Source organism: Fictibacillus sp. 18YEL24 (assembly GCF_015903855.1).
GTDB lineage: Bacteria > Bacillota > Bacilli > Bacillales > Fictibacillaceae > Fictibacillus > Fictibacillus phosphorivorans_C.
On sequence record NZ_JACZDT010000005.1, the window covers coordinates 107,217 to 120,394 of the forward strand.

Sequence of the window (13,178 nt, forward strand, 5' to 3'; positions counted from 1 at the left end):
CCGCCATTGGTTACTAAAAAGTTATAATCACATAAAAAATGCGGTTCATCACATAAAAAATGAAGTCCATCACATAAAAATGATCCCTTTTCACATAAAAGTGTCCAGTTCGCATTGACACCATTTTCAAGAACTGCAAAATATGCAAAAACAGCCTAATAATAAAGACAAAAAAACTGGCCATCTCTTGATGAACCAGCTTCTTCAACAATTATTTTCTTAGCTGAGCGCCAAAGCGTTCTTCTAAGCTCTTTAATACGCGGTTATGCGCCGTTACAACTTCCTCATCTGTTAACGTTCGTTCTGGATCAAAATATTTCAGTGAGAATGCAAGTGATTTCTTGCCTTCTTCCATCTTTTCTCCTTCATACAGATCAAAAAGATTTACTTCTTTTAACAGCTCTCCACCTGCAGCTTGAATTACAGTTGTCAGGTCTCCTGCTGGAAGTTCTTGATCAACAACAAGAGCGATATCTCGTGTAATCGAAGGATAACGCGGCAATGTTTGATAGACCATCTGATCTGTTTCCTTCTCTAAAAGACTAGTTGCGTTCAACTCGAACACATACGTATCTTTTACATCCAACTCTTTTTGAAGAGCTGGGTGAAGCTGACCTACAAATCCTACAGAAATGCCATCAAGTTTCACGATCGCTGTTCTTCCTGGATGCATGTTCTCAATTTCTCCAGCTTCATAGGTGATACGCTCAGAAAGGTTCAATTCACCCATGAGACCTTCTAAGATCCCTTTTAACACATAAAAATCAACAGTCTTTCTCTCTCCTTGCCAAAGATGCTCGTTAAACACACCTGTAACAGCGCCTGAGACGAACACATACTCTTCAGGAAGATCTGTTAATACTTCTTGGCGATTGATGAATACAGATCCCATCTCATAGATAGCGAGGTCTTCCATTGAGCGATTCCTGTTGTATTGAAGCACTTCAAGAAGCTGCGGCAATAAACTCATTCTTAACGTACTGCGCTCTTCACTCATCGGATGCGCAACTGAGATCGGATAAACCTTCTCTTTGCTGAACGAAAAATGAGTAGACTTTAGAGGAGTAGTCAATGCGTAAGTAACAGCTTGATATAGCCCAGCACCTTCTAGATACGTTCTGATATTACGGCGTTGTGCCTGATTCTTCGTTAGGCCACCAGGACGCGCTTCAGATAAAAGGTACGTAGTTGGGATACGGTCATATCCATAGATACGTCCTACTTCTTCAATCAAATCCGCTTCGATCGTTATGTCTGGTCTGCGGGAAGGAACGTTTACTTCGAACTGTCCGTCAGATTCTTTATAACTAAAACCTAAACGCTTAAAGATAGATCCAGTCTGTTCAGATGTGATCTCTGTTCCTAAAAGATTATTCATTCTAGATACATCCATCTTGACGCTGTAAGTGTTAACTTCTCGCTTACCAGCCTCAACGATTCCTTCAGCAACTTTGCCTCCAGCAAGTTCCGCCATAAGGCTAGCAGCTCTCATTGCTGCAGCATATACTCGGTTACGATCGATGCCTTTTTCGTATCTCGAACTCGCTTCACTTCGTAAACCAAGGTCTTTAGAAGCTGCTCTTACACGACCTGAAGCAAAATATGCTGCCTCTAATAATACGTTTGTTGTGTCAGATTGGACTTCACTTGTAGCCCCGCCCATAACACCAGCTACTGCAATCGGATCTTTTCCATTTGTGATCACTAAGTGAGTTTCTTTAAGTTTACGATCTTGATCGTCAAGCGTTTGAATGTGTTCACCTTCTGTTGCACGGCGGATTACGATCTCTTTTGAGCCTAATCGGTTATAGTCAAAGGCATGTAAAGGCTGACCATACTCAAGAAGTACATAGTTTGTGATATCAACGATGTTATTGATCGGACGGATGCCCGATGCCATAAGGCGATTCTGCATCCAAAGCGGAGAAGGACCAATTTTAACATCACGGATGATCATCGCTCCGTAATATGGGTTATCTTCAAGTGATTCGATCTGAACAGAGATAAATTCTCCTGCTTTCTCTTCAAACGTTTTGATCGATGTGTTTGGAAGTTTCACTTCTTGTTCTAAGATCGCAGCTACTTCATTCGCTACACCGATCACGTTCAGACAATCAGCTCGGTTTGGTGTAAGTCCAAGTTCTAATACATGGTCATTCAAATTTAAGTATTCTAATGCATCACTTCCAGGCTCTGCGTCACTTGGCATCACAAAGATTCCTGTTGCATATTCTTTTGGTACTAATTTAGTATCTACACCTAACTCTGTAAGTGAACAAATCATTCCGTGAGATTCTTCACCGCGAAGTTTTGCTTTTTTTATTTTAAAGTTACCTGGAAGAACCGCTCCAGGTACAGCAACAGCCACTTTTTGGCCTTGAGCTACGTTTGGTGCACCGCACACGATCTGTGAGACTTCACCTTGACCTACATCTACTTTACAAACTCTAAGCTTGTCAGCGTTAGGATGCTGGATGCATTCTTCCACATATCCAACAACTACTCCACTGATTCCTTTATTTAGTGACTCGACCATCTCGACTTCAATACCGCTTTTTGTAATTTTATCTGCGAGTTCAGACGGTGAGATTTCTACGTTTACATATTCTTTTAGCCAGTTATAAGAGATTAGCATATAATTCCCCTCCTCAAGTTATGCATTTTTGAATTGTTTTAAAAACCGGATATCGTTCGCATAGAAATGACGAATATCATCAATCCCATATTTGAGCATCGCGATACGCTCAGGTCCCATACCAAATGCAAAACCTGTATATTTCTTTGAATCGAACCCTGCCATCTCAAGCACGTTCGGATGAACCATACCTGCTCCTAAAATCTCAATCCAACCTGTTTGCTTACAGATCGAACAGCCTTTTCCGCTACATTTAAAGCAAGAGATATCCATTTCGACAGATGGCTCTGTAAAAGGGAAGAAACTTGGACGAAGACGAATTTTACGATCTTCACCGAACATTTTTTTGGCGAACGTTTCAAGCACACCTTTTAAGTCACTTAAACGAACGTTTTGGTCGACAACGAGTCCTTCGATCTGCATGAACTGATGTGAATGTGTAGCATCATCGTTATCTCTTCGGTAAACCTTACCAGGAGAAATGATCTTCACAGGTCCTTCTCCTTCATGCTTTTCCATCGTACGCGCTTGAACAGGTGATGTTTGTGTACGAAGAAGGATATCTTCTGTAATGAAGAATGAGTCCTGCATATCTCGAGCAGGGTGTCCCTTTGGCAAGTTTAACGCTTCAAAATTATAATAGTCCGTTTCTACTTCTGGTCCTTCAGCGATCGTGAAGCCCATGCTCAAGAAAAGATCTTCAATCTCAGTAACAACAGCTGTTAACGGATGAGGATTTCCTTTCTTTACAGGTCTTCCTGGTAATGACACATCGATCGTTTCTTTTGAAAGTTTTTCTGCGATCGCTCTATTCTCCAGTTCGCTTTGTTTTTTATCTAGTTCTTGTTGGATGCTGTCACGAACTTCGTTGGCATAAGCGCCAATTACAGGTCTTTCTTCAGCAGACAATTTCCCCATTCCTTTTAATACTTCCGTAATGGGTCCTTTCTTACCTAAATAAGCTACCTTAACAGCTTGCAGATCTTTTAGATCTTGGGCTTCTTTAATCTGGCCGATCGCTTCAACTTTTAGAGCTTCTAAACGGTCTTTCACCGTGCAACCCCTCCTAAAAAAATATAAAAAACTCCTCATCCAATAAGGGACGAGGAGTTCGCGGTACCACCCAATTTAACAATGAAAAATACACTGTTCACTTCATTTTAATAACGGCTCTTCACCGGTCAGCCCTACTTAACAGTTCAGGTGACAACTCAGGAGTGAATTCAATAATACCTACCAAAGAAATGCTCACAGTCTAAGACATTTCCTCCCTTTTTGGCGGAATCATTACCTACTTTTCTCCATCTTCGTTTTTAATACTATTCCATTCATCTTTTTCATTATATATGAAAAAATTCTATAATTGCAACGCTATGTCACAAATTACGTTCTATTTCGCTGTAATTCATACAAAAGGATACCTGTTGCTACTGAAACGTTCAGGGACTCCGCACTGCCGAAGATCGGAATTTTCACATTCAATGTTGATTGTTGTTGAAGGATCTCCTGCACACCTGCGCCTTCATTGCCCATGATCAAAGCAAATCCATCTACTTCAGGCGTTTCTCGCATATCCACAGAATTTTGAAGTGAAGTCGATAATACCGGCAGATCATGCTCCTTACAGCGCTCAATAATCTCTAACAAGTTCGCTTTAACGATTGGCAGATGAAATAAAGATCCTTGCGTTGATCGAACGGTTTTACCATTATAAAGATCCGCTGTACCCTCACCTAAAAATACACCATCAAGGCCAGCACTATCAGCTGTTCGAATGATCGTTCCAAGATTTCCTGGGTCTTGAACGCCATCGATTAAGAGATATCGTCCACCTTTTTTGATAAGTTCTTCAGATCGCTCCAACATCTCACAAACGGCGATGATACCTTGTGGTTTCTCGGTTTCAGATAGCTGTTTCATCAATATAGCCGGAACAGACCAAAGCGTGAATTTTTCCTTTAACCACACTTCATTGATCTCAAAATTTTCTTCCACGATCACATGTTGAAGTTTTGCTCCAGACGTGATTGCTTCTTCTATAAGATGAGGACCTTCAAGTAAGAATGTTCCTGATTTTTCACGTTCTTTTTTTGTATGAAGTTTTTTCCATTGCTTCAAGGAAGCATTGGACTCTGATTCAATGTGCTTCATATTCAATTGTTCTCCTTTAAATCATAAATATTTTACTTTTTTCTCATAAAACATGCTCAGAACGTACACAATAAAAAAAGAAAAAATTAATAGAGGTGCATATCCATGAATCTAGACTTAAGAAAAGCTGTATTGCATAACGTTACTGGCAACAATAAAGAGCAGTTACAAGATACGATCGTAGATGCCATCGAGAGTGGAGAAGAAAAAATGCTTCCTGGTCTTGGTGTTCTTTTTGAAGTGATCTGGAAAAACTCTGATCAGCAAAAGAAAGAAGAAATTTTAAACACACTTTCAGACGGCTTGAAGTAAAACCCGGTTCCCCGGGTTTTTTATTTTTGTTTAAAGTTAATTGTTTTATTAATAGCCCGTATCTTGACGTTCATGATTTACTCTATTTTTTGAAAGGTAAGCTTCTTCGATCTCTTCAAAAGAAAAGCCGAGTTTCACACCGAGCCCTAAAAATGTGTCAAAAAACGATTGGAATTCTTCGATTAATAAAGATTTAGACCCCGATTGATATAGAGTTAAAAATAAAGTATTGATATCTATCTTGTCCATCTTCTCGCCAAGATCAACCTCATTGGTTATTTCAACCTCTTTAAAGCCCAAATCTAATCCTATCGATAAGACAAAATGTAGTCCGTCTACATATTCTTCTAAAATTACTTCTTTTTCAGAAGCAGGACGTTTACTCCAATATTTAAAGCATCTTGTTTCATTCGCTAGTTCACCAAGCTCAACAAGAAATGCTAATCTTCTCTGTTCAAATAATGATGAGTTATCAAGATTATGTTCTTTTACTATGCGCATATTTAATTCGTTCTGCATGGAAAAGAGTTCTTCAATTTTCACGTTCATCCCTGCCTTTCATTCCTAAGCTATTATAACGTTAACTAGTCCTACATTCGAGGATGAATTTCTAATGCAAAAGTAAAATTCATGTCGATAATTGTAAACTCGCCGCTATATTGCAAAAACTCGCCGGATTATCGCATAAACTCGCTGGATTATTTTGAAATCTCGCCGGATTATCTATCAAATTTAAAGAATTAACATCTTCTACTTAACTTATGAAGGCGATATGCAAACCGGTTGAATTTCACAGATTTTCTTTTTTAACAAAAAACATGCGCTTCGCATGAAATTACATACGAAACCCATGTTTTTTACCTTACTTTTTTTATTTTACTTCAGTTTCCACTATGCAGGCATGCGTTGTTTTTGCTGTTCTTCTTTCTTTTCCTCAAAGAACTCACTCCATTTGATCACCCATTCTTTTCTTCTCAATAAGTAAAACAATACAGACAAGATGATAATAATAGCTGCAGAAGTAACGAGCGATAGAGAAAGCAACACCGAACCGAATGAAGAATAAAGAATAGCGATCGGAACGTTCGATATGATACTAGCCTTTGTATACTCTTTAAAATTTGATGAAATCTCGATCAAGCAAAGACTCAAAAGATGAAAATGCATAAAGGGAATCATTTTTAAAATTGCAATCTGACCTACCGAAAACGGCATACGTTTTCCAATCCATTTTTTTTGCAGCTTTTTTACTTTTTTCATCAGTTTCGGCATACTTTTCATTCCCCAGTAGAAAAGAACACTCGAAAGCGTAATTCCGATGACTGAATAGAACGCGCCTGCAACTGCTCCAAACAAGATACCGCCTGTAAGACAGATCAAGCCAACCGGAAGAAAAAAGAACTGTCGAAACGCTTGGAGAAGAATGAACAATAAAGGGGCAAAGATTCCACTGAACTTGAGCACCTCGATGAACACACTACTATTGTCTAACACGCACTCATCCCCCCTTTAAGTCAGCATATGACAGAAGACGAGCTCTGTATGACAGAATGTTCGTATGCATAAACACTACTTCTTTTTGACACCTTAAATATAGATTGTTTGCTTACATAGTTCTTAGTTTCTGAGGAGGAGTCCAATCATGGATACAGTTGTACTTGCGAGAGCGTTCTTTGGTACATCACTAGGTTTTCATATAATATTTGCAACACTTGGTGTAGGTCTTCCTTTGATGATCGTTATCGCCGAAATCATACATCAAGTGAAAGGTGACAATGATTACGCCATCATGGCTAAGCGCTGGACAAAGGCGTTTGCTGTTTTGTTAGGGGTGGCTATTCCATCAGGGACGATCGTCGGCGTACAATTATCTTTGTTGTGGCCAGGATTTATGGAAATCGTAGGAAAGGTTATCTCCCTTCCCTTTCAGATTGAGATTTTTGCTTTCTTTTTAGAAGCCTTGTTCATGTCTATTTACGTATATGCGGCTGACAGGTTACCGAGATACTTCCGTTTGATCTCTGTATTCTTTGTTGCACTAGGAGCTGTTGCGTCCGCCATCTTAATTTCAGCCGTTAATACGTGGATGAATACACCGGATGGATTTAAGATCAAACCAGATGGGACGATCTATGATGTCTCCCCTTGGGATGCTTTCTTCAATCCTAGCTTTCTATCCTCTTCCTTTCACGTTGCCATCACGGCTTATATGACCGGCGCTTTTGCCGTTGCTTCTGTAGCAGCGTTTAAACTTTTAAAGAAGAGACCTGAACGCGAACGAGCTTATCACTTAAAAGGGTTGTTCATGTCTCTTACCGTCGCTCTTTTGATGAGCTTTGTCTCTGCAGTTTCTGGGCATCATTCAGCACAGATTCTGCACCAACATTCTCCTGAAAAACTAGCAGCAGCAGAAGGGCTGTTTGAGACTCAAAGGTATGCACCACTTGCTATAGGAGGTTATACAGATCCAAAGACCGAGGAAGTGAAATACGGAATCGAAATCCCTTGGGCACTTAGTTGGCTTGCTGCTGGAAAGTTCGATACTGAGGTAAAAGGACTATACGAGTTTCCTCGAGAAACATGGCCACCTTTTTATGTACACACGCTCTTTAACTTAATGGTAGGGATTGGAACACTTTTATTAGGGCTTGCAGCAGTTGCTTTAGCCTATTGGTGGTTCTTCGTAAAAAGAAAAGGAAAACCTTTTCCAAAGTGGCTGTTATGGTCTCTTGTTTTATCCGGACCACTTTCTATGCTCGGCATTGAGTTCGGCTGGGTATTCAGCTGTAGTGGAAGACAACCATGGACTATCTATCGCGTTCAGACGACGGCCGAAGCTGCGACTAAGAATGAAGACCTTGGCGTGCTCTTCCTGTTATTCTTAGGCTTATATGCGCTACTCAGCGTGTTAACCGTTTTAATTTTAACAGCTTATTTCAAACGAAACCCTGTTTCAAAAGATATGGAAAAACTTCAGAGTTAGAAAGGAGGAATGAAGGATGAGCGAAGAAGTTTTAGCGATTCTGATGATGTGGACCTTTATATTTATCTATAGCATATTCGGTTCGATCGATTTTGGGGCTGGATTCTGGGCGATGATCTATAACAATCATAAGACGATGGCTGGAAGAATCGCAAATCGTTTCTTGTCCCCCACTTGGGAAATTACAAACACTTTCTTAGTTCTTTTAGTGGTTGCGTTCGTGGGCTTCTTTCCTAAAGGAGCATATACTCTCGGAACGGTCATGCTCGTTCCAGTTTCTTTGATTCTCTTCTTACTTGCTATCCGGAGTGCATTTATGGTGTTCTCCTATTCCGTTCAAGGATATCGCCGAACGATGTTTATTATCTCAGGCATCTCTGGCCTGCTTATTCCATCCCTGCTAATTGCCGTGCTTCCTATCTCACAAGGTGGATTTATAGCTGTTGATGGAGATACACAGAGCTTATTGCTCTCAAAGCTGCTCACAAGTCCAACACTCTATTTGTACGTGCTATTCGGCCTTACATCTGAGTTGTATCTTTCATCACTGTTTTTAGCAGATTACGCAAGAGTCTCTAAAAAAGAGGATGCATATAGGTTATATCGGAGCAATGCGATTCTGTTAGGACCACTGACGCTAATATCCGCGCTTTTCACATTACTATTTATAACACCAGAATCGCGCTGGCTTATTGATAATCTAATGGATCAAAAAATCTGGTTTATTCTATCATTGGTCGCCTTTCTTATTGCATACTTTTCTCTATGGTGGCCAAAACAAAACCGCCCAGGAATTGGACGGCCGCGTCTTACACTATTAGCAACTGTTTTACAATATGGTCTTGCAAGCGTAGGTTATGGATTAGCTCATCTGCCTTATATCGTATATCCTGATTTAACGATCTATGAGGCGTTTACTGCACCAGAAACATTTTATTCATTAATGATTATGTATATCGTTGGTCTCGCCATCTTGGCACCAGGTTTCTATATTTTCTGGAGGTTGTTCTTAAAAGACAAACGATATCTTCAACAAGAATAGTTTCTATATAAACCAGCCTGCTAAAACCGTTATAAACATACTTAAAAGAGGCAGCCCGTAACGAAACGAGGGATGCTTAGTCTTATGACGTAACTTTTTCATAGCAAGCCACATACCCGGTGCTCCACCAATAACAGCGATCAGCCAAAGCCTCGCTTCAGGTGTACGCCATTCGCCTTTTTTAGCAGATAACTTGTCTCTTTTCATAACATAATAAGCGGCTACGTTTAAAATGATTAGATATATGATTAACACCTTGTTGTTTCCCTTCAGAATGAAAAAAGATCATCTCCATCAAATGAGGAAATGATCTTTTCTTTTTTTCTACTTAAGCTTTTAGGCTGTCTTTTGCTTTTGAAGCTAATTCAGCGAAAGCTTTTTCGTCTGTGATAGCAATTTCAGAAAGCATCTTACGGTTGATGTCGATACCTGCAAGTTTAAGACCGTGCATTAAACGGCTGTAAGAAAGACCGTTTGTACGAGCAGCAGCGTTGATACGAGTGATCCAAAGCTTACGGAAGTCACGCTTCTTTTGACGACGGTCACGGTAAGCGTACATAAGTGATTTGAATACTTGTTGTTGTGCTACTTTAAATAATTTATGTTTGGAACCGAAATAGCCTTTAGCTAGTTTAAGAACTTTCTTACGACGACGACGTGTTACATAGCCACCTTTTACTCTTGGCATATTAAAAACCTCCTATTATTAAATCGATTAATGACGATTAACGTTTTTTGTAAGTTAACAATGTGCGGATACGCTTGTAGTCACCGCTGTGAACAAGTTTCGCTTTACGAAGCTTACGCTTAGCTTTAGTTGACTTGTTAGCAAACAAGTGACTAGTATAAGCGCGAGCACGCTTTAATTTACCTGATCCAGTTTTTCTAAAGCGCTTCGCAGCACCTTTATGAGTTTTCATTTTAGGCATAATGGTTATCCTCCCTGGTAAAAATTATTTTTCGGCTTTAGGTGCAAGGATAAGGAACATGCTACGACCTTCCATCTTCGGCTTCGTTTCAACCGTAGAAAGATCTTCACATTCTTTCGCTAACTTTTCCAATACCGTTTTTCCGATTTGAGAATGAGTGATTGCACGTCCACGGAAACGAATACTTGCTTTTACTTTGTCACCTTTTTCAAGGAACTTACGTGCATTTCTAAGCTTTGTATTAAAGTCGTTTTCCTCAATCGTTGGACTTAGACGAATCTCTTTAGTCGTAATGACCTTTTGATTTTTTCGTGCTTCACGATCTTTACGTTGTTGCTCGTATTTAAACTTACCGTAGTCCATGATACGACATACTGGCGGTTTAGCAGTTGCAGCAACGAGTACAAGGTCAAGATTTGCGTTTGTAGCAAGATCCAAAGCTTCTTGTCTAGATTTAATGCCAAGCTGGCTTCCATCAGGACCGATTAAGCGAACCTCACGAGCACGAATACCTTCATTGACAGACATGTCCTTACTAATAGTAAGTCACCTCCAAATTTTTTCAGTGAGTATTTTAAAACACTCGACTTGTTATTTCTGCAAATAAAAAAAGCGTCGGCGCAACGATCACCCACACATAGTAAACCGGCTATGTACACTTTGACATGCCTGAATATCCATCTACCCATCAACAGTCACTCAGGACGTCGAGTCAGGTGAGAAGCGGGTGCTTCTGCTTGTTTGATGCTTTTGCTTATTTTATTAACCTTACATACTATAACACATTGGAGATATGCGTGTCAAACAACGAATGTAATAACAGCAACGAAATTAATTTTACTTCGTTTACGAAAGGAATGCAAGAGTTTTTTTATTTGCTTTTTTGTTTTGTAGTTTTACTGTCCACTCTTGAGTAAATACTGTCCACTTTCAGTAATTTACTGTCTACATTGAGCATTTTACTGTCCACTTTTCAATTTCCTTAAAAAAAAGACGGCCAATTCAACATTGGCCGCTCTCTCCATAACCTTATCTCTTTTCATTAATTTGAGCTAAAATCTTATCGCGGAAATCTTCATAAGAAACAGTCTCTGACTTTTGCTCACCATATTTACGAACGTTAACAGCATTGTCTTCGATCTCTTTATCACCTAGAACAAGCATGTAAGGAATCTTCTTCATCTGTGCTTCACGGATCTTGTAGCCCATCTTTTCGTTTCTAGTATCGATCTCAACACGTACTGCATGCTGCTTCAAATCTTCTTGAAGCTTATACGCGTATTCATTATGAACATCTGATACTGGTATTAGTTTCACTTGTACAGGCGCTAACCAAGTTGGGAACGCTCCAGCAAAGTGCTCAACCAAAATTCCTAAGAAACGGTCGATCGAACCATAGATAGCACGGTGAATAACGACTGGACGAACCTTTTGGTTGTTTTCATCTACATACGTTAGATCGAACTTTTCTGGCATCTGGAAGTCCAGCTGAATCGTTGCACACTGATGGCTTCTCTTAAGAGCATCTTTAATATGGAAATCGATCTTCGGACCGTAGAACGCTCCATCTCCCTCGTTCAGATGATAGTTCATCCCTAGATCTTCTAGAACGTTTTTCAATGCACCCTCAGCTTGTTCCCATAAACGGTCATCACCCATAGAATCTTCTGGACGAGTTGAAAGTTCTACAGAATATTCAAAACCAAACGTGCTGTAGATTTTATCAACTAACTTAAATACATTTTTAATCTCACTTTCGATCTGCTGTGGTGTCACAAAGATATGCGCATCATCTTGGCAGAAAGTACGAACACGAATCATACCGTTTAGTGCACCGCTATATTCGTGACGATGTACTTGACCGAACTCAGCCATACGTACCGGAAGATCTCTATATGAATGTAGTTTGTTCTTAAAGATCAACATGTGGCCTGGGCAGTTCATCGGCTTCATCGCAAATTTTGTATCATCTACTTCAGAGAAATACATGTTTTCATGATAATGATCCCAGTGACCCGATTGTTCCCAAAGACGCTGATTCATCATAAACGGAGTACGTACTTCGTCATAATCCACTTGACGTTGAAGTTCGCGAGAGAAGTTCTCAAGCTCTGTACGGATTGTCTGACCGTTAGGAAGATAGAAAGGCATTCCTGGTGCTTCTTCTGAGAACATGAATAACTCTAATTCTTTTCCGAGTTTACGATGATCACGTTTTTGAGCTTCCTCAATAAAGTGAAGATACTCATCAAGGTCTTTTTGGCTTAAGAACGCTGAACCATAAATACGTTGAAGCATTTGGTTGTCGCTGTCTCCACGCCAATATGCACCAGAGATACTCATCAATTTATAAGCTTTGATCTTCCCTGTTGAAGGAACGTGTGGCCCACGGCAAAGGTCAAAGAATTCACCTTGCTCATAGATCGTGATCTTTTCACCTTCAGGAAGGTCTCGGATCAACTCAAGCTTTAAGTGATCGTTTAATTTTTCGTATATCTCAAGGGCTTCTTCTCGACTAACTTCTTTGCGTACGATCGGAAGGTTTTCGTTTACGATCTTCTTCATTTCTTTCTCGATCGCAGGCAGGTCTTCTGGTGTTAAGTTATGAGACATGTCTACATCATAATAGAACCCGTTATCGATGACTGGTCCAATCCCAAGTTTCACGTCTGGGTAAAGACGCTTAAGTGCTTGAGCAAGTAAATGGGCATTTGAGTGTCTTGTCATTTCAAGACCCTCCTTAGAATCCTGCATCACGATCTCGATTGATGCATCTTCTTCAATAGGACGTGAAAAATCATATAATTGTCCGTTCACTTTCCCTGCAACTGCTTTTTTCTTTAAACTCGGGCTGATACTCTCTGCTACTTGTTCAGAAGTAACACCTTTAGGAAATTCCTTGACTGAACCGTCAGGGAACTTGATTGAAATTGACGACATATAAAACATCTCCTTTTTTACTAGGTTCTTATCTGATTGAAAACAAAAAACACCCGTCCCTATAGAAGGGACGAGTGATCATCTCGTGGTTCCACCCTTGTTCCGACAACTTTAAACAAGCCAATCGGCACTCGGACAGTGTAACGGACTGCGACCGTCAGCGATTACTAAAAATGTTCACCGCTG

At 40.0% G+C, this 13,178-nt stretch carries 13 protein-coding genes and 2 other annotated features (1 of these 15 only partly in view); of the genes, 3 read left to right on the forward strand and 10 right to left on the reverse strand.

The features are described from left to right. Positions 1-211: 211 nt before the first annotated feature. The 3 genes from pheT to HU823_RS15900 all read right to left on the reverse strand — a co-directional run bounded on the left by pheT (position 212) and on the right by HU823_RS15900 (position 4,786). A complete protein-coding gene (pheT, locus tag HU823_RS15890; RefSeq protein WP_197222670.1) occupies positions 212-2,635 on the reverse strand; it encodes a phenylalanine--tRNA ligase subunit beta in 2,424 nt (807 codons plus the stop codon). Positions 2,636-2,653: 18 nt separating this feature from the next. After that, positions 2,654-3,688, reverse strand: coding sequence for a phenylalanine--tRNA ligase subunit alpha (gene pheS / locus HU823_RS15895; protein ID WP_197222671.1), 1,035 nt, complete (start codon positions 3,686-3,688; stop codon positions 2,654-2,656). A gap of 42 nt (positions 3,689-3,730) precedes the next feature. After that, positions 3,731-3,952 (reverse strand) — a binding site (T-box leader). A gap of 66 nt (positions 3,953-4,018) precedes the next feature. After that, positions 4,019-4,786, reverse strand: coding sequence for a TrmH family RNA methyltransferase (locus HU823_RS15900; RefSeq protein ID WP_197222672.1), 768 nt, complete (start codon positions 4,784-4,786; stop codon positions 4,019-4,021). 105 nt (positions 4,787-4,891) lie between these two features. On the opposite strand from HU823_RS15900, the gene sspI reads away from it, so the two are divergent. Beyond that, the gene (gene sspI / locus HU823_RS15905; RefSeq protein ID WP_066396708.1) at positions 4,892-5,098 is read left to right on the forward strand and encodes a small acid-soluble spore protein SspI; all 207 of its coding nucleotides are present in this window, start codon (positions 4,892-4,894) and stop codon (positions 5,096-5,098) included. A gap of 48 nt (positions 5,099-5,146) precedes the next feature. Here the strand turns inward: sspI and HU823_RS15910 are convergent, their stop codons facing one another. Next, a complete protein-coding gene (locus HU823_RS15910) occupies positions 5,147-5,647 on the reverse strand; it encodes a dUTP diphosphatase (RefSeq protein WP_197222673.1) in 501 nt (166 codons plus the stop codon). 342 nt (positions 5,648-5,989) lie between these two features. After that, positions 5,990-6,592 (reverse strand): TVP38/TMEM64 family protein, encoded by a 603-nt coding sequence (locus HU823_RS15915; RefSeq protein WP_197222674.1) that lies wholly within the window; start codon positions 6,590-6,592, stop codon positions 5,990-5,992. Between the two features lie 148 nt (positions 6,593-6,740). Here HU823_RS15915 and HU823_RS15920 point away from each other — a divergent pair, with 148 nt between their 5' ends. Beyond that, positions 6,741-8,081 (forward strand): cytochrome ubiquinol oxidase subunit I, encoded by a 1,341-nt coding sequence (locus HU823_RS15920; protein ID WP_144698691.1) that lies wholly within the window; start codon positions 6,741-6,743, stop codon positions 8,079-8,081. A gap of 16 nt (positions 8,082-8,097) precedes the next feature. Further along, positions 8,098-9,123, forward strand: coding sequence for a cytochrome d ubiquinol oxidase subunit II (locus HU823_RS15925; RefSeq protein ID WP_144698689.1), 1,026 nt, complete (start codon positions 8,098-8,100; stop codon positions 9,121-9,123). A gap of 3 nt (positions 9,124-9,126) precedes the next feature. Here HU823_RS15925 and HU823_RS15930 read toward each other — a convergent pair whose 3' ends face one another. The 5 genes from HU823_RS15930 to thrS form a co-directional block, all read right to left on the reverse strand. Continuing rightward, the gene (locus HU823_RS15930) at positions 9,127-9,378 is read right to left on the reverse strand and encodes a DUF1294 domain-containing protein (protein WP_260858479.1); all 252 of its coding nucleotides are present in this window, start codon (positions 9,376-9,378) and stop codon (positions 9,127-9,129) included. 73 nt (positions 9,379-9,451) lie between these two features. Then, positions 9,452-9,811, reverse strand: a complete 360-nt coding sequence (gene rplT, locus HU823_RS15935) for a 50S ribosomal protein L20 (RefSeq protein WP_066291543.1) — start codon at positions 9,809-9,811, stop codon at positions 9,452-9,454. Between the two features lie 37 nt (positions 9,812-9,848). After that, positions 9,849-10,052: a 50S ribosomal protein L35 gene (gene rpmI, locus HU823_RS15940; protein ID WP_066243622.1), complete on the reverse strand. Its 204-nt coding sequence runs from the start codon at positions 10,050-10,052 to the stop codon at positions 9,849-9,851. Between the two features lie 24 nt (positions 10,053-10,076). After that, positions 10,077-10,580: a translation initiation factor IF-3 gene (gene infC / locus HU823_RS15945; protein WP_066396718.1), complete on the reverse strand. Its 504-nt coding sequence runs from the start codon at positions 10,578-10,580 to the stop codon at positions 10,077-10,079. Positions 10,581-11,081: 501 nt separating this feature from the next. Beyond that, positions 11,082-12,992 (reverse strand): threonine--tRNA ligase, encoded by a 1,911-nt coding sequence (thrS, locus tag HU823_RS15950; RefSeq protein WP_197222675.1) that lies wholly within the window; start codon positions 12,990-12,992, stop codon positions 11,082-11,084. Positions 12,993-13,055: 63 nt separating this feature from the next. Then, positions 13,056-13,178: a binding site (T-box leader), on the reverse strand; it runs 107 nt beyond the window's last position.